Genomic DNA, 15870 nt, shown 5'->3' with positions numbered 1-15870 from the left:
TATGGCTGAGCTTGAGGTTGAGATTGTCGCAGCGGACCACTTTGTGTGGTCCGGAGCGGCCAAGATGGTCAAGGCCCGCACCAGCGATGGTGAAATCGGAATCCTGCCCGGCCACTCGCCCCTGCTGGCGATCCTGGCCGAGGGTGAACTGGCCATCCAGCCGGTTTCGGGAGACCGGATTGCGGTAGAGGTTGACGGCGGGTTCTTCTCCGTCGACAACAACCGTGTGGTTATCGTTGCTGACAACGCCCAGCTGGGCGGCTCGGCTACCGCTGGGATCCGCTAGCATCACTTTGATGGACGCACCGGGTCTGTTCATCGCCTTGGCAGTCGCTTTTGGATTGCTGATATTTGCACTGTGCCTTTCGGGGGTGCGCCGCTTCAATCTGCGGCGTGCCCTCGGCACGGTGGACGCCTCCATTTGCATGGCTGGAAACAGCTGGCAGATGGGGGTTTGTCGTTATCAGGACAACGACCTTGAATGGTTCCGGCTGCTCTCCCTTAGCGTGCGGCCCAAGCACAAGTTCAAACGGCATTCCCTGGAACTGCTCGGCCGGCGGACGCCCACGGAGGCCGAGGCTGTCAAGGTGCAGCCCGACGTCGTCATTGTTGAACTGCGGTACGAAGGCCAGGACATGCGCCTCGCCATGAACTTCGACGCCTACACGGGCCTCTCTTCCTGGCTGGAAGCCGGCCCGGTCATCGGCATTGGGACTTGGCGCTAGCCAACGTGGACTGGTTGTTCGACATCCGGCTCATCGACGGGCCGCTATATTGGGCTTCCCTCGCCCTCGGGGTGGCCGGTGCCGCGTACCTGCTGCTGCCCCCGTCCGCCGTCGCCAGGCGGAGCTGGTTCTTGAAAGTCATTGCGGCCGCGGCTGCCGCCTTCGCCCTCGTGGCTTCCATCCACTGGGCTCTCATCAACGTCTTCTCGATCTTCCCGGAGAACATTCCCGATACCGTCCTCCTGTGGGTGGTGCCCGGCGTGGCCGCCCTGATCCTCCTCCTCCTGAGGATGCCCCGAAACACGTGGCGCCAGCGTACGGCCGGGTTGGTGGCCGCCCTTTTGGTGACGGCACTTTCGGCAGTGCAGATCAACGCCTATTTTGGCCTCAACAAGACGGTCAGCGATCTCTTCGGCACAGCACTCGCGAGGATCCCGACGCTGGAGCAGGAGCTGATGCGGCAGCCGGGACAGTCCGACGGCGCTACCCTCCGCGGGTGGGTGCCGCAAGGGGACGTCCCTGCCGAAGGCGAGCTGCGGAAGGCCTTCATCCCTGGGGAAAAGTCCGGGATGAGCGCCCGGGACGCGTACATCTACCTGCCGCCCGCCTACTTCGCCAAAAACCGGCCAGCCCTGCCGGTGCTGGTCCTGATCGCCGGACAGCCGGGCGGCCCCGCGGACTGGCTGACCGGCGGTGCCCTGGGCGGGCACATGAATTCCTTTGCGGCGGCGCACGGCGGCCTGGCACCGGTGGTGGTGATCCCCGATCCCAACGGCTCGCAGTCTGCCAACACCATGTGCATGGACAGCCAGATAGCGCAGGCTGACACCTACTTGTCACGTGACGTGCCGGCCTGGATCAGTTCCACCCTGGCCGTGGACACCAACCATAGTCAGTGGGCCATTGGCGGCTTTTCCTTTGGCGGCACCTGTGCCCTGCAGATGGGAACCCGGCACCCGGATCTCTTTCCGGCTGTCCTTTCGTTCTCCGGGGAAGCTGAACCGGCCATCGCCAAGGAGCGGCAAAAAACCATTGACGCTGCCTTTCCGGGGAGGCCGGAGGAATTTGAGCGGCAAACCCCCCTGGCCATCATGAAGGAACAGCGCTTCGAATCCAGCGGCCTGTACTTGACTGCCGGACAGAACGACCCAGAATTTGTGGGTTATCTCCGTACTCTGGCCGCCGCGGCACGGGAGGCCGGCTTTGACGTCCGCGCCTACGAGGTGGAACAAACAGGCCACTCCTGGGACACGTCCTCCAAGCGCCTTGCCGATGCACTGGAGTTCCTGGCCGCCCGCTGGGGGATGGGGCAATGACAACGGGACATAAGGTCCGGACAGGATCGCTCGCCTGGGCAACGGTGGTCCGCCCGACACTCGACCGTGCCATCAGTGCCCTGAAGTCAATGCCCTTCTCAGTGGCGGTCCTGCTCGTGTTCCTCGCCACCGGTGCTGTCACCGGCAGCTTCCTTGCCGGGCCCCCGGAGCAGTTGCTGGACGGGGCAGGCGTCAGCGGGCCGGGGCTGCGGGCCGGCAACTGGTGGTGCCTGTTCACCAGCCTCTTCTTCGCCACGAACCCGCTGGCCTATATTTCCGCGTCGCTGATGATCCTCCTGCTGCTGGGGCTTGCCGAGCGGAAACTGGGAACCGTCGCAGCGGCCGCCTTCTTTTTCGGAGGACAGTTCGGTGCCGTAACGCTCTTCCTGCTGATCACGCAACTGGCGGGATACGTGGGGGACGGGTGGCTCGACCGGATGGCCGACGACATCCTGATCGGACCCTACCCTGCAGTCCTCGCGGCAGGTCTGGCAGCCTCCGGCCGGCTGCCGGTCCTCTGGCAACGCCGGCTCCGGACAGCTGTGCTGTCCATCTCCCTGCTGCTGGTGCTGTACATCGGGCATGCAGAAACGGTGATCGGCCTGATCGGTGCCATCCTGGGACTCCTGGCCGGCTGGTGGATCCAGGGTGATCGCGGCCAGCTCCACCGGCACCGGTCAACCGGCCGCGAAGCACGGAACCTGCTGGCCCTGACGGTGGCAGTCTTTGCGGTGGGGCCCATCCTCACCGGAATCGCCAGGTCACCCACAGGCCCGCTGGCGCTCCTGCGCGACGTAGTCCTCAACCCGATGCCAACCCTGAGCCAACTGGAGTTCAACTGCGGCGCAACCGTGGAGTCGTCCTGCCTTGAAGCGGGCCGGGCAGGCTTTGCCGGGCCCTTCGGACTCGCGCTTGCGGTGGTTCCGGTCATCCTGCTGCTGATCTGTGCGGACGGCATGCGCCGCGGCCGGCGCCTGGCCCTGAACATCGCCATAGTCATCCAGCTTGCGGTCACAGCCCTTGCCGGCGTCTATCTTGCGCTGTTCGCACTGATCCCGTCCAGGCCGCACAGCGCGTCCGCCACACCCATGGCCTCGGCGTTTGCCCATGTGCTTCCCCTGGTGTTCGTCCCCCTGCTCCTGGCGGTCCTTTTGTGGCTCAACCGGCGTCAGTTCCGCGTCCAGACGCGGCCTGCTGCCCGCCGGACGCTGGCCGCAGTCGTGGGAGGAACATGGCTTGTCCTCGCCGGAGCATACGCGGCGGCCTGGTTCTGGGCCGGCGGTCTGGTACGCGACGGCGGCATCCTGGCGCTCTTTGCAGAGCTTGCGCGCCAGTACGTCCCGGTTCCCATCCCGCAGTACTACCACCGGGTGTTCGCCGACCGGAACAACCTGGAAGCGGTGCTCTTTGCCTATTCCGGACCCGTGTTCTGGGTTGTCGCGCTGGTCAGCGTGTGGTGGGCCCTGCTCAGCGGCCACCACGGCAACGACTCCGGACGGCAGGACAGGATCAAAGCACGCGCCCTGCTCCACCAGGGCGGCGGACCCCTGTCCTGGATGGCGCTGTGGGAACCCAACACGTACTGGTTCAGCCCCGACGGCCGCGGCGCCGTGGCGTTCCAGCGGCACGGCAGCGTGGCTCTGACACTGGGCGGCGCTTTCGGGCCGCCAACTGCACAAGGGCGGGTGACCGAGGGTTTCCTTGACTACTGCAGCCACGAAGGCCTCATCCCTGCGCTCTACTCCTGCGATGATTCGCTCTGGCCGATGCTGCGGGAACGCGGTTTTTCCAGGGTTGCCGTTGCCCAGGAGACCCGGCTGGCCGTCCGTGAACTCGAATTCAAGGGCAAGGAGTGGCAGAACGTCCGGACCGCACTGAACAGGGCAGCCAAGCTGGGGGTTCAGGCTGTTTGGGGAACGTACCAGTCCCTGCCGCCGGCGCTGCGGTCCAAGCTGATCGAGGTCTCCGAGGAATGGGCGGCCGGAAAGACCGTTCCCGAAATGGGTTTTACCCTCGGCGGCATCGACGAGCTCGATGACCCGGAGGTGCTGTGCTGCCTTGCCGTGGATGCCGGCGGCACGGTCCACGGGGTGACCAGCTGGTTGCCGGTTTATGACGGCGGGGTCCTGGTCAGCAGGACGCTTGACGTCATGCGCCGCGGCGCCGACGGATTTCCCGGGGTCATGGAATTCCTCATCGCCTCTGCCGTGCTTGAGCTGCGCAGTTCGGTTGAGGTGATCTCGCTCTCGGGCTCACCGCTGGCCAGCCTTCCCGAATCCCCTGCCGGTGACGGCTCCCGTTCTGAGGCCCCCGGTGAAGGCGAAGCGGACAACCTGGTCCGGATACTCGACCTCGTGGGCCACGCACTGGAACCCGTCTACGGATTCCGCTCCCTGGCCGCATTCAAGTCGCGCTTCAAACCCGAATACCGTGCGCTTTACCTGTATTACCAGGACGCGTTGTATCTGCCGGCGATCGGCCGGGCATTGACCCGCGCGTACCTGCCCGGGCTTTCCCTTCCGCAGGGCGCCCGCCTGGTGCGCAAATTGGTGAAATAGCTGTCCTGATTAACAACAATGGTCCCCGGCATAATTGCCGGGGACCATTGTTTCGCTGCCCGGCCGCAGCTGCGGCCGGAATGCGGGACTAGACCAGCGTTACGCCGGTAGCCTGGGGACCCTTGGCGCCCTGGCCGATTTCGAACTGAACGCGCTGGTTCTCGTCGAGGGTCTTGAAGCCGCCGGTCTGGATTTCGGAGTAGTGGACAAAAACGTCCCCATCCGAATCATCCGGGGTAATGAAGCCGAAGCCCTTTTCAGCGTTGAACCACTTGACGGTTCCCTGTGCCATTTATTTCTCCTCATTATGGAACTTTTTAAGATCGGCACACCTCGTGCCGGCCTTGGTCACTCCGCGAGAAGAATCCTGAATTACCGTCCCGGAAAGGGAAGCGGCGTTGCAGGAGCTTCGCGCTCGCAACATGTCTTGCGAGCATGAAAAACACCTACACAAAGACTGAGACAAGAATTTCATGCCCGTTCCCGCAGGTCAACGGTTTGCACGGGGAAACGGACAAATTTTCGGCAAAAGACAGGTTAATGCGCATGTCAGGAGCTTATTCAACCGGGGTTTGAACACCTTGGCCCTGCGGTCAGAAAAGCCGTGACTCGCTGTCGTCAACGCCGCGCATGGCATCGTAGTCCAGGGTCACGCAGTCGATCCCGCGGTCGTTGGCAAGGACCTTTGCCTGCGGCTTGATTTGCTGGGCCGCAAAAATCCCGCGGACCGGGGCAAGGAGGGGGTCGCGGTTGAGCAGTTCGAGGTACCGCGTCAACTGTTCCACCCCGTCGATGTCACCGCGGCGCTTCAGCTCAATGGCCACAGTGGCGCCCTCAGCGTCGCGTGCAAGGATGTCCACCGGGCCGATGGCGGTGAAGTATTCCCGGCGGATGAGGGAGTAGCCGGCTCCCAGTGTTTCAATCTGTTCCGCCAGCAGGCGCTGCAGGTCCGCTTCCACGCCGTCCTTGATCAGCCCGGGGTCCACGCCGAGGTCGTGGGAGGACTCGTCGAGTTTTTCGTGGATGTTGATGATGAGCCGGTCGTCGGTTTTGGCGGACTGGACGGTCCACTGCTCCACCACCCCGAGTTCGAGGTCCACGTCCTCGGGGGAAATCACCCTGAGCGTGGCCGGCGGGCTCATCCAGTTGAGCGGTTTGTAGGAACCGCCGTCGGAGTGGACCAGGACGGAGCCGTCGGCCTTCACCAGCAGGAGCCTGGTGGCAAGCGGGAGATGGGCTTTGAGCCGGCCAACGTAATCAACGGAGCATCGGGCTATGACAAGTCGCACGCCGTACAGACTACCGTCTGCCGGGTGCAGGCTCCGCCGGCCGTCTCCGGGCGGCTGCGGCCGGCTCCGGCCGGTTGAGGAGCCTGCCGGCCCGCCGCTGGGGCAGAATGGAGGCATGCCGCGCTCCAACCGCCCCCGCCGTCCCGTTTCCGGAAAGGGTTCCGGGTCCGGAAGAGCGGGCGCCGGAAAGAAGGGCGGCCAGGACGTCCCCGAACTCGACCTCGAACGCGCACGTGCCGGCATCGTGCGGCGGGAGACTGCGCCCGACGGCGAATGGATGGTCCGCACCATGACCGCCAAAAACGCCGAGAAAACCTACATCTGCCCCGAATGCTCCACCGCGGTGCTGCCCGGCGTCGCCCACCTGGTGGTCTGGAAGGATGACCACCTGTTCGGGGCCGCGGCCGGCCTGGCCGAACGGCGGCACTGGCACACCAACTGCTGGATGTCGCGCAGTTACCGCTACCGCTGACGGGCGGGCAAAGATGCGCCCGCTGTCGCTAAGCTGGCAGGCATGACTTTTGATCCGGCGTCGTACGAATTCCACCAGGCCGCAGGGCCCGCTCCCATCCGTGCCTCAACCGTGCTGCCCGCCAAACGCGAGCTGGTGAAGCTGGACACGGAAGACGGACACACCCTGGTGGCCGAGCTGGCGCTGCCGGAATCCGGCCCCGTGAATGCCACGTTGATCACGCTGCATCCCCTTCCAACGCACGGCGGCTTCATGGACTCGCATGTCTACCGCAAGGCGTCCTACCGGCTGCCGGCGCTTGCCGGCATCGCCGTGCTGCGGTTCAATACCCGCGGAACCGCGTCCCCGCACGGAACCAGCAGCGGGGCCTTCGACGAGGGCGTCGGGGAACGCCATGACATGGAGGCCGCGGTGCGCTTCGCCGTCGAACGCGGCCTGCCCAACCGCTGGCTGGTGGGATGGTCCTTCGGCACGGAACTCGCCCTGATGTACGGAGCCGTGGAACCCGTGGCGTCCCTGGTTGAGGGCGCGGTCCTGCTCTCGCCCCCGCTGCACCGCGCCACAGATGAGCACCTGCGCCTCTGGGCCGCATCAGGAAAGCCGCTCACGGTCCTGGTGCCGGAGCACGATGACTTCCTCAAGCCGGACGAGGCCGCAGCCCGCTTCAGCCTGGTCCCGCAGGCCCGCGTGGTGGGCGTGGACGGCGCCAAGCACCTGTGGGTGGGGGAGAAGTACGCCTCCCGGGTGCTCAACGAAATTGTGGATGACGTCACCGAGGCGGGATCGGGCGCTGCCGGACTGCCGCACGAATGGAACGGGCCCGCGGCAACAGCGTCAGCCTAGGGAACGGCTGGGGCCGGGTCCGGTGACGCACACTTAGTGCTGGTCCTGCCTGACGATGTAGATCTCCCTGACCAGCAGCAGGACGGCGGCCGCCGTCGGAATGGCGATCAGCGCGCCGAGCACGCCCAGCAGGCTGCCGCCGGCAATGACTGAAATGACGGCCACGGCGCCGGGGACCGCCACGGCCTTCTGCATGATGCGCGGCGAGATGAAGTAGGCCTCGAACTGCAGGTAGGCGAAGTAGCAGATCCCGTACACCGCTGCCGCCTGCCAGCCCTCGGTGAGCGAAACCAGCAGTACCACGATCCCCGCGATCATGCCGCCTACCAGCGGAATGAACGCGAGCAGGGCCACCACGAACGCCAGCAGCAGGGCGAAAGGGATGCCCACGATGGACATCACGATGAAGGCGAAGGTGGCGTTCAGGAGGGCAACCACCGCCTGGCCGATCACGTAGTTGCCCACCGATCGGGTGATTTCCTCGGACAGCGCTTCAACGCGGTGCCGCCGGGAACGCGGCGCCAGCCGGTAGCCCCACTTCTTCATTGCGGGCAGGGCAGCGAGGAAGTACAGGCTCAACACCAGGACGATCAGGGTGCCGAAGAGGCCGTTGGCCACGGTGGAGCCAAAGCCCACCACGCCCCCGAAAATCCCGCCCATCGCGGCGGGGTCGTTGACGAACTTCTCCAGTTCCTCTGTGATCCGGTCGCGCACGCCGAACTGGTCATCCAGGCTGCGGAAAAAGTCGGAGTCGATGAAGTCCCGGATCCACACCGGTGCCTGCTCCACGATCTGGGTGACCTGCTCCACGATGGTGGGAATGAGCGTGGCAAAAAAGCCGACGACGGCGCTTATCAGCACCGTGACGGACACCAGGATTCCGGCGGGGCGGGGGATCTTCCGGCTTTCCAGCCAGCCGACCACAGGTTCCAGCCCCAGCGCGATGAACAGCGCAGCCACAATCCACAGCAGCAGCTGCGTGGTGTTGGAGCCGATCCAGTAGACCAGCAGGGCAAGTCCGACGCCCACCGTGCCCATGAAGCCCAGATAAAGGGGATGCTGCGGCGAGATTCGGGGGCCGGGGCTGCCGAACTGCGGCTGTACCGCGCTGTCCCGGCTGGCGTCTTCCCCGTTCTGGCGGGAGTACTCCGGCGGCATTTCAAACCGGAGCCTGGGTTGGGCGCCGGGGAGTGGCTGGCGCAGGCGGTGAAGCAGCAGCCCGAGGGCGGCCGCGGCGGGCCTCTTCCGGCGGGCAGCTGCGGGACCCTGCGGAGCGGCTGCCGGCGGCTGCCCACCCCCCGGGTTCTCTGGCGCCGCGGAGGATTCGTCCGTCTTGTCAGTCACTGGTTTTAAGGGCCTGTTCCGTTGATGGCACCGCGTCGGCGGGCCGGTGTGATGATCATCGCAAACACTATCAGCAGCCTTGTCAACAGCAGCGGAACGGCCCGGCCGGCGACCCGCTGGCGGTCCTCGCAGAAGCCCCGATCCGGGCCTTCGATAACAAAACGGATACTATTGAAAGGAAACCCCCGCTGATGATAGGTGTTCCCTTGCGTTTAAAGACTGCAGTCGCACTCGTGCTGCTCGGCCTCCTGACACTTCTGGCCGGCATCGGCCAGAGAACCATCTGGGCCCCCTCCGAGACTTTTACGGCCGCCGCTCCGGTGGATGCTGCCGAGGCCCCGCTGACCGTGATCGACCAAAACCTGCGCACCCTTCACGGCGGGACCGTCAAGATCAAGATCGAGGGCGACGGCAACTTCCTCCTGGCAGCGGGCCGGCCGGACGACGTGGAGGCGTGGGTGGGCCAGACTGCGCACAACACCATCACCGGCGTGTCCGGGGACGAGAAGTCGCTGCTGGTTGAACACGCCGACGGCGAAGCCACCGCGCCCAACCCCGCCGGCTCGGACCTCTGGGTTTCCACCGAGAATGCGAGCAGCGAGCTTGAATACTCGTGGACAGCACCGGCGGACGGCGACTGGACACTCCTGCTCGCCTCCGACGGAACCAAGCCGGCGCCGGCCACCGTTTCCATGACGTTCCCCAACGACACGTCCACCCCGTGGGCCATCCCGCTGATCATCCTCGGCTCGCTGCTGATCCTGGGTGGAATCGCCCTGGCCCTGCTCTCCGCCCGCAGGCGCAACGGCGAAGGCGACGGCAAGGGCAGCGGCTTTGCGCAGCGCGCCCGGGCCCGCAACGAGGCACGGTCCTCGCGGGTAACCATGGCGGCCGCCGGAGTAGTGGCTGTTGCCGTCGTGGCCGGAAGCGGTGCCGCCGCCAGCGCCACATCGCCGGCGCCTTCCCCGGATCCGTCTTCCGCAGCTTCGCCTGCCGCGCAGGGGCAGTCCGGTCCGCCCGTCCTGCTGGATGCCCAGTTCCGCAGGATCCTGGAACAGGTTTCCAGCGCCGTTGACGCCGGCGATGCCGCAAAGGATGCGGCCAAGCTCGCGGACCGCGTGGGCGGCACTGAGCTTGAGGTCCGCACCCAGAATTACAAGATCCGCTCCCAGGTGGGCTCCTACGAGCCCCGCATGCCGGTCCGCTCCACCAAGCTGCTCACCACCGTGGTGACCAGCGACCGCGAGTGGCCGAGGTCCGTTATGGCGGTGACCCAGGGCGACGGCAACGTGGTGCCGCAGCTGCTGACCTTGGTCCAGCCCTCTCCGCGCGAGAACTACAAGCTGGTGGAAACCAACCCGCTGCAGCCCGGAACCACCTTCCCCACCATCAACCGGGACGGCACGGAGACCCTGGCCGCGGGCGACAAGACCGGCCTGCTCTACAGCGGCGAGGAGGCCATGTCCGGCCTTGCCGACCGACTGACCACCGCTGAGTCCGCCTACAAGGACAAGCTCGTGGAAGGGGAGTCCTCGCCGTACATTGCGGACACCCTGTCCTACCAGGCCGAGGTGGTGAAGGCCGGCGAGAACGGCAACTTCTCCTTCACCCACAAGGTGGCTCCGGAAAATACGGTTGTTTTCCGGACGGCTGACGGCGGCGCCCTGGTCCTGGGCCGGATCAACTTCGGCTTCGAGGGAACCCCCAAGGCCGCAGGTGACAAGCTCACCATTGGTGACGATGCCGCAGCCCTGGCCGGCGGCAAGGAAACCACCACCGGCATGGTCCTGACCTTCGCCGAGTCCGTGGCCGTGTACGTGCCGCCGGCAGGGTCAACCGACCCGATGAAGCTCGTCGCTGCGACCCGCGGACTGACGGGGGCCAGCTTCAAGTAACCCCGGTTCCTTCAGTAGCCCCGGCAGCGGCCGGAGTGGCTAGAGTGGAAAGCATGAGTTCGCCAGCTTCCCGCCCAGTCCCTCCTGCCGCTGCCAACCTGCTTAACCTGCGCGGCGCCGTCGACCTTTCCACGCTGAAGCAGCGCCCCGCGTCCCCGGCCGGGACCGGAACGCCGCAGGGCGGAGCCCCCGATGCTCCTGGCTCGCCGGAACTGAAAGTCAACGTCACCGAAGGCAATTTCCAGCAGCTGGTGGAGCTGTCAGCGCAGGTGCCGGTTGTTTTTGCGCTCTGGGCCTCCTACTCGCCGGAGTCCGCAACCATGCTGGACGTCCTGGAGCGGGTGGTGGCAAGCTACGGCGGCCGCCTGGTCCTCGGCGCCGCGGACATCGAGGCGTTCCCGCAGTTGGCCCAGGCCTTCCAGGTGCAGGCCGTGCCCACCGCGGTGGCCGTCCTCAAGGGCCAACCCGTACCGCTCTTCCAGGGCGGCGCAGACGAACAGCAGGTCCGCAGCCTCTTTGACGAACTGCTGAAGGTGGCTGCGGCAAACGGCGTGACCGGCAGCCTGGGTGCCGGCGCGGCTGAAGACGACACCCCCGCGCCCCTGCCGCCGCTGCACCAGGCGGCTTTTGACGCCATCGAGGCGGGGGACTACGCCGCAGCAGCCGATGCCTACCGCCAGGCACTGACCGAGATGCCCTCGGACCACGAGGCGAAGGCCGGCCTGGCCCAGGTGGAGCTGATGGCCAGGCTGCAGCCGCTCTCCGCGCAGGACAGCGAAGCCCTGCGGGCGCTGGCGGCCAACGAACCGGACAACCTTGAGGCGCAGCTGGGCGTGGCGGACCTGGATGTGGCAGGCGGCCACGTGGAGGATGCGCTGAACCGGCTGGTCACCTTCATCGGCAGGAACTTCGGCCCGGAACGCGAAACTGCCCGCGTCCGCCTGCTGGAGCTGTTCGACGTGGTGGGGTCTGCCGACGAGCGGGTGGGCAAGGCGCGCCAGGCACTCGCGAGGGTCCTTTTCTAGTGCCGGCACTGTTCCAGCCGCTGAAGCTCCGGGGGCTGGAGCTCCAGCATCGCGGCTGGGTCTCACCCATGTGCCAGTACAGCTGCGATCCCGACGACGCCCCCGGCGTGCCGAACGACTGGCACCTGATGCATTTGGGGTCCTTCGCGGCCGGCGGCGCAGCGCTGATCCTCACCGAGGCAGCGGCCGTCAACGCCGAGGGCAGGATCAGTCCCCGGGACGCCGGGCTCTACAACGACGCACAGGCCGAGGCCTGGCAGCGGATCACGTCCTTCGTGCACCGCCACGGCCCGGCGGAGGCCAAGATCGGCGTGCAACTCGCCCATGCCGGCAGGAAGGGATCCACCTACTGGCCGTTTTCCGGCAGGCAGGGCAGCGTGCCGGAGTCCGACGGCGGCTGGACCACTGTGGGTCCCTCGGCATCGGCTTTTGACGGCTATGCCGTTCCCGCCGCGATGACGGAGGAACAGATCCGCGGCGTCATCGGCGACTTCGCCGCGGCTGCCGGACGTGCCCTGGACGCAGGCTTCGACACCATGGAAATCCATGCCGCCCACGGGTACCTGCTCCATCAGTTCCAAAGCCCGCTGATCAATACCCGCGACGACCAGTGGGGCGGGGACGAAGCCGGCAGGAACCGACTGATGCTCGCCGTGGTGGACGCGGTACGGGCGGTCATTCCGGAGTCCATGCCGCTGCTCCTGAGGATCTCCGCCAGCGACTGGGCGGACGGCGGTGTGGACCTTGCCGCTTCCGTGCGCCTGGCCCGGCAGGCAGCCGAACACGGGGTGGACCTCATCGACGTTTCCAGCGGGGGTGCCGTGGCTCATCAGCACATCAAGGCCGGCCCCGGCTACCAGACCGGGTTTTCCGCCGCCATCCGCAAGGAAGCCGGAGTGGCCACCGGGACCGTTGGCCTGCTCACCTCCGCCGGGCAGGCAGAACACGCCCTTGCCACGGGACAGGCTGACGGCGTCCTCATTGCCAGGGCAGCGCTGCGGGACCCGCACTGGTGGCTGCGGGCCGCCTTCGAACTGGGCCACGACATTGCGTGGCCGCCGCAATACGAACGGGCCGTTCCCCGGCATTCATTCTGATGTCCGGCTCGATGGAGGCCCGCCGGCAGCACAAAGGCGCAGCTGGATAAGGGGCGTCGCCACGCCTTGTTTACTCCTCCTGCGGGAGGACCCCGAAGGGGTGGGCTGAGGGCTACGCTGGCTTCATGACTGCTCCGCAACCCGAGCCGGCGCTGCCACCGGACCCGGCCGCGCTTCCCGGCCCTGCGGCACACCTGCCTGCCTTGTCCATCAGGGGCCTGGCCAAGCGCTTCGGCGGCAAAATCGCCGTGGACGGCATCAGCCTGGACGTGCCGGCAGGTTCCTTCTACGGGATTGTGGGCCCCAACGGTGCCGGCAAGACCACCACGCTGTCCATGGCCACCGGCCTGCTTCGCCCGGACTTTGGCACAGCGGTGGTCCATGGCGTGGACGTGTGGCAGCGGCCGCTGGAAGCCAAACGGCTAATGGGCATCCTTCCGGACGGCGTGCGGCTGTTTGACAGGCTGACCGGGGAACAGCTGATCACCTACGCCGGGCTGCTGCGGGGAATGGACAAGGATGTCGTGGCCACGCGCGTTGCGGACCTGCTCGCGGCCATGGACCTCCAGGATGACGCCGGCACACTGGTGGTGGACTACTCCGCCGGCATGACCAAGAAGGTCGCGCTGGCCTCCGCCCTGATCCACGCGCCCCGGCTCCTGGTCCTGGATGAACCCTTCGAGGCGGTGGACCCCATCTCCGCGGCCAACATCCGCTCGATCCTGGACAAGTATGTTGCCTCCGGCGGCACCGTCATGGTGTCCAGCCACGTCATGGACCTGGTCCAGCGGATGTGCGACCACGTGGCAGTGGTGGCCGGCGGCCGGCTGCTGGCTGCGGGAACGGTGGACGAGGTGCGCGCCGGGGCAACACTTGAGGACCGGTTCGTCCAGCTGGTTGGCGGCCGCAGCCACACGGAGGGCCTGGAATGGTTGCGCACCTCCTGAGGCTCAAGCTCACCCTGCTGCGCAACGGCCTGCGCCGCAGCCCCTTGCAGCTGGTGGGCATGGCCTTCGCCGGACTGTATGCGCTCGGCCTGGTGGGCATGCTGGTGGTGGTCCTGGTACTGCTGCGCAACGCGCCGCACGATCTCGCCTACGCCGCCGTGGTGCTGGGCGGGTCCGCTGCCATCCTGGGCTGGGGAATCGTGCCGGTGGTGGCGTCGGCAACGGACATGACGCTGGACCCTGCGCGCTTCACAACCTTCGCCATCCCCATGAACCAGATGCTGGCGGGACTGGCCCTGGGCGGCCTGATCGGAATTCCCGGGCTCGCAACGTCCCTCGTTGCCCTGGCCACGGTGGTGACGTGGTCCCGGGCGGTCCTTCCCGCGCTCGCTGCCTTCGCCGGAGCAGTGCTGGGGGTGATGACCTGCGTGGTCATCGCCAAGGTGGTCACAACCGCGACGGCAAGCCTGGCAGCGTCACGGCGCTTCAAGGACATCAGCGCCGTCGCCTTCATGGTGCCCCTGGTCCTGATGGGACCCATCGTGGCCGGGGTAGGCCAGGGCATCTCCTCGTCCGCCGGATTCCTCCCCGGCTTTGCCCGGATGCTGTCCTGGACGCCGCTCGGGGCCCCATGGTCCATTGCCGGTGACGTCGCCGCCGGCGAGCCAGGCGCGGCAGCCCTGAAGCTGCTCCTGTCCGCGGCAACACTTGCCGCCCTGGCGTGGGCCTGGAAGGTCCTGCTGGAGCGGGCGCTGGTGTCTCCTCCCTATGCGGGAAGCGGGAAGAGGAAAGGCGGCAAGCTGGGACTTTTGGGGGTCCTGCCCGCGGTCCCGGCCGGGGCGGTGATGGCCAGGTGCCTCACGTACTGGTTCCGGGACCCGCGGTATTCGGGCTCGCTTGTGGTGATCCCGTTGCTTCCCGTGGTGCTGCTGTTCCAGGGCAGCCAGACCGGGGATTACACCAGCCTGGCTTTCCTCGCCCCGATGTCCGCGTTCATCCTCGCCTGGTCCATCTCCGCCGATGTGTCCTATGACAACACCGCGTTCGCCCTCCACCTGGCCACGGGCGTCCGGGGCGTGGCGGACCGGCTGGGCCGTGCCCTGGCCTGCCTGGCGTTCGCCCTGCCGGTGGTGCTGGTGTTTGCGCTGGGGTACTCCGCCTTCACGGGGGACTGGGGTGCCCTGCCCGGCCAGCTGGGCCTCAGCCTGGGCGTCCTGTTCACCGGCCTGGGCCTGTCTTCGGTTGTCTCCGCACGCTACACCGTGGCCGTTCCCTTGCCGGGCGACAGCCCGTTCAAAAAACCGCCGGGCAATGTGGGGCAGACCCTCGCGGTCCAGTTCGGCGGACTGGTGCTCCTGATGGTCCTGGTCCTGCCGGAGGCCGGGCTCCTGGCCGCCCAGCTGGTCACCGGCAACCGGATCTTCGGCTGGATCAACCTTGGCGCAGGGACGGCCCTGGGCCTGTGCCTGTTCGTGGCAGGCGTGCGGCTGGGCGGAAAATGGCTGGATGCCCGCGGTCCCGAGCTCTTGGCCCAAGTGGCCGTCAACCGCTGAAAAACTTCGGAAAGGAAGAGCATGGAAGTAGTCATCCTCAACGGCAGCAAACAGATCGGTAAGCTCGCCGCTGACGCCATCGAGGAACTCCTGCGGCGCAAACCGGGTGCTGTCCTGGGCCTGGCAACGGGCTCGTCCCCGCTGCCCGTCTACGATGAGCTGGCCGCCCGGCACGACCGGGACGGCCTGGACTTTAGCCGGGCGCACGCATTTGCCCTGGACGAATACGTGGGCCTTCCTGCCGGCCATCCCGAGTCATACCGCGAAGTCATCCGGCGTGAATTCACCAACCGGGTGAACATCTCCCCGGAGAATGTGCACGGACCGGACGGGACAGCCGAGGACATTCCGGCGGCCTGCCGCGCCTACGAGGAAGCCATCAGCGCCGCCGGCGGAATCGACCTGCAGCTCCTGGGAGTGGGGACGGACGGCCACATCGCGTTCAACGAACCGGGGTCCTCCTTCACCTCCAGGACCCGCATCAAGAGCCTCGTCGAGCAGACACGCCGGGACAACGCCCGGTTCTTCAACAGCCTGGCCGAGGTCCCGCACCATGTCCTCACCCAGGGCCTCGGAACCATCATGGAGGCGCGGCATGTCATCCTGGTGGCAACGGGCGCGCGCAAGGCACAGGCGGTCCGCGACTTCGTGGAGGGTCCCGTCTCGGCCATCTGCCCGGCGTCGATCCTCCAGTTCCATCCGCACGCCACCGTCCTGCTGGACCAGGCCGCCGCCTCGGCGCTGAAGCTGGCGGATTTCTACCGTCACACCTATGACAACAAGCCCGCCTGGCAGGGCCTCTGACC

The 15870-nt window shown here is 66.7% G+C and carries 15 protein-coding genes; 12 read left to right on the top strand and 3 right to left on the bottom strand.

Going from position 1 to position 15870, the window contains the following annotated elements; genetic code table 11:
* Position 1 precedes the first annotated feature (1 nt).
* Genes ACQ3DC_RS00650 through ACQ3DC_RS00635 form a run of 4 tightly spaced genes read left to right on the top strand, consistent with a single transcriptional unit; the run spans position 2 to position 4599 of the window.
* Positions 2-286: a F0F1 ATP synthase subunit epsilon gene (locus ACQ3DC_RS00650; protein WP_157241836.1), complete on the top strand. Its 285-nt coding sequence runs from the start codon at positions 2-4 to the stop codon at positions 284-286.
* Between the two features lie 10 nt (positions 287-296).
* A complete protein-coding gene (locus ACQ3DC_RS00645) occupies positions 297-725 on the top strand; it encodes a DUF2550 domain-containing protein (RefSeq protein WP_157241837.1) in 429 nt (142 codons plus the stop codon).
* A gap of 5 nt (positions 726-730) precedes the next feature.
* Positions 731-2041 (top strand): alpha/beta hydrolase, encoded by a 1311-nt coding sequence (locus ACQ3DC_RS00640; protein WP_430751442.1) that lies wholly within the window; start codon positions 731-733, stop codon positions 2039-2041.
* Entirely contained in the window at positions 2038-4599 is a 2562-nt protein-coding gene (locus ACQ3DC_RS00635) for a bifunctional lysylphosphatidylglycerol flippase/synthetase MprF (protein WP_430751314.1), read from the top strand. Before ACQ3DC_RS00640 ends, ACQ3DC_RS00635 begins: the two co-directional genes overlap by 4 nt.
* 88 nt (positions 4600-4687) lie before the next feature.
* Here ACQ3DC_RS00635 and ACQ3DC_RS00630 read toward each other — a convergent pair whose 3' ends face one another.
* Together ACQ3DC_RS00630 and nucS are read right to left on the bottom strand one after the other, a co-directional pair.
* The gene (locus ACQ3DC_RS00630) at positions 4688-4891 is read right to left on the bottom strand and encodes a cold-shock protein (RefSeq protein ID WP_011692441.1); all 204 of its coding nucleotides are present in this window, start codon (positions 4889-4891) and stop codon (positions 4688-4690) included.
* Positions 4892-5192: 301 nt separating this feature from the next.
* Positions 5193-5888 carry an endonuclease NucS gene (nucS, locus tag ACQ3DC_RS00625; RefSeq protein WP_321213851.1) on the bottom strand — a complete coding sequence of 232 codons (696 nt, stop codon included), beginning with the start codon at positions 5886-5888 and terminating at the stop codon, positions 5193-5195.
* A 115-nt stretch (positions 5889-6003) separates the two neighbouring features.
* Between nucS and ACQ3DC_RS00620 the strand changes: the two genes are divergently transcribed.
* Both ACQ3DC_RS00620 and ACQ3DC_RS00615 read left to right on the top strand, forming a co-directional pair.
* Positions 6004-6360: an ATP/GTP-binding protein gene (locus ACQ3DC_RS00620; RefSeq protein WP_157241840.1), complete on the top strand. Its 357-nt coding sequence runs from the start codon at positions 6004-6006 to the stop codon at positions 6358-6360.
* 42 nt (positions 6361-6402) lie between these two features.
* Complete coding sequence (locus ACQ3DC_RS00615) at positions 6403-7203, top strand: alpha/beta hydrolase (protein ID WP_430751313.1); 801 nt, start codon at positions 6403-6405, stop codon at positions 7201-7203.
* 33 nt (positions 7204-7236) lie between these two features.
* Here the strand turns inward: ACQ3DC_RS00615 and ACQ3DC_RS00610 are convergent, their stop codons facing one another.
* Entirely contained in the window at positions 7237-8547 is a 1311-nt protein-coding gene (locus ACQ3DC_RS00610; protein WP_321213849.1) for an AI-2E family transporter, read from the bottom strand.
* A gap of 191 nt (positions 8548-8738) precedes the next feature.
* Between ACQ3DC_RS00610 and ACQ3DC_RS00605 the strand changes: the two genes are divergently transcribed.
* From ACQ3DC_RS00605 to nagB, 6 genes are all read left to right on the top strand, one after another.
* The gene (locus ACQ3DC_RS00605; protein ID WP_430751312.1) at positions 8739-10442 is read left to right on the top strand and encodes a hypothetical protein; all 1704 of its coding nucleotides are present in this window, start codon (positions 8739-8741) and stop codon (positions 10440-10442) included.
* Between the two features lie 53 nt (positions 10443-10495).
* The gene (locus tag ACQ3DC_RS00600; RefSeq protein ID WP_157241843.1) at positions 10496-11467 is read left to right on the top strand and encodes a tetratricopeptide repeat protein; all 972 of its coding nucleotides are present in this window, start codon (positions 10496-10498) and stop codon (positions 11465-11467) included.
* Positions 11467-12564, top strand: coding sequence for an NADH:flavin oxidoreductase/NADH oxidase (locus tag ACQ3DC_RS00595; RefSeq protein ID WP_321213846.1), 1098 nt, complete (start codon positions 11467-11469; stop codon positions 12562-12564). The genes ACQ3DC_RS00600 and ACQ3DC_RS00595 overlap by 1 nt, the downstream gene beginning before the upstream one ends.
* Before the next feature lie 125 nt (positions 12565-12689).
* Positions 12690-13511, top strand: a complete 822-nt coding sequence (locus ACQ3DC_RS00590) for an ABC transporter ATP-binding protein (RefSeq protein WP_157241844.1) — start codon at positions 12690-12692, stop codon at positions 13509-13511.
* Positions 13493-15064, top strand: coding sequence for a transporter (locus tag ACQ3DC_RS00585; RefSeq protein WP_430751311.1), 1572 nt, complete (start codon positions 13493-13495; stop codon positions 15062-15064). The genes ACQ3DC_RS00590 and ACQ3DC_RS00585 overlap by 19 nt, the downstream gene beginning before the upstream one ends.
* A 21-nt stretch (positions 15065-15085) precedes the next feature.
* The gene (gene nagB, locus ACQ3DC_RS00580; RefSeq protein WP_321213844.1) at positions 15086-15868 is read left to right on the top strand and encodes a glucosamine-6-phosphate deaminase; all 783 of its coding nucleotides are present in this window, start codon (positions 15086-15088) and stop codon (positions 15866-15868) included.
* Positions 15869-15870: the final 2 nt, after the last annotated feature.

Origin of the sequence: Paenarthrobacter sp. NEAU-H11, assembly GCF_050573415.1 — a bacterium.
In the GTDB taxonomy this organism is placed as follows: Bacteria; Actinomycetota; Actinomycetes; order Actinomycetales; family Micrococcaceae; genus Arthrobacter.
Note: the sequence above shows the minus strand (reverse complement) of the source record. Positions and strands in the feature narration are given on the sequence as shown.

What these genes read in the sequence shown, in the direction of transcription:
- ACQ3DC_RS00615 (WP_430751313.1), top strand. Translation starts at nt 6,403, where the DNA reads ATGACTTTTGATCCGGCGTCGTACGAATTCCACCAGGCCGCAGGGCCC.
- ACQ3DC_RS00600 (WP_157241843.1), top strand. Translation starts at nt 10,496, where the DNA reads ATGAGTTCGCCAGCTTCCCGCCCAGTCCCTCCTGCCGCTGCCAACCTG.
- ACQ3DC_RS00590 (WP_157241844.1), top strand. Translation starts at nt 12,690, where the DNA reads ATGACTGCTCCGCAACCCGAGCCGGCGCTGCCACCGGACCCGGCCGCG.
- ACQ3DC_RS00585 (WP_430751311.1), top strand. Translation starts at nt 13,493, where the DNA reads ATGGTTGCGCACCTCCTGAGGCTCAAGCTCACCCTGCTGCGCAACGGC.
- nagB (WP_321213844.1), top strand. Translation starts at nt 15,086, where the DNA reads ATGGAAGTAGTCATCCTCAACGGCAGCAAACAGATCGGTAAGCTCGCC.
- ACQ3DC_RS00635 (WP_430751314.1), top strand. Translation starts at nt 2,038, where the DNA reads ATGACAACGGGACATAAGGTCCGGACAGGATCGCTCGCCTGGGCAACG.
- ACQ3DC_RS00605 (WP_430751312.1), top strand. Translation starts at nt 8,739, where the DNA reads ATGATAGGTGTTCCCTTGCGTTTAAAGACTGCAGTCGCACTCGTGCTG.
- ACQ3DC_RS00620 (WP_157241840.1), top strand. Translation starts at nt 6,004, where the DNA reads ATGCCGCGCTCCAACCGCCCCCGCCGTCCCGTTTCCGGAAAGGGTTCC.
- ACQ3DC_RS00630 (WP_011692441.1), bottom strand. Translation starts at nt 4,891, where the DNA reads ATGGCACAGGGAACCGTCAAGTGGTTCAACGCTGAAAAGGGCTTCGGC.
- ACQ3DC_RS00650 (WP_157241836.1), top strand. Translation starts at nt 2, where the DNA reads ATGGCTGAGCTTGAGGTTGAGATTGTCGCAGCGGACCACTTTGTGTGG.
- ACQ3DC_RS00645 (WP_157241837.1), top strand. Translation starts at nt 297, where the DNA reads ATGGACGCACCGGGTCTGTTCATCGCCTTGGCAGTCGCTTTTGGATTG.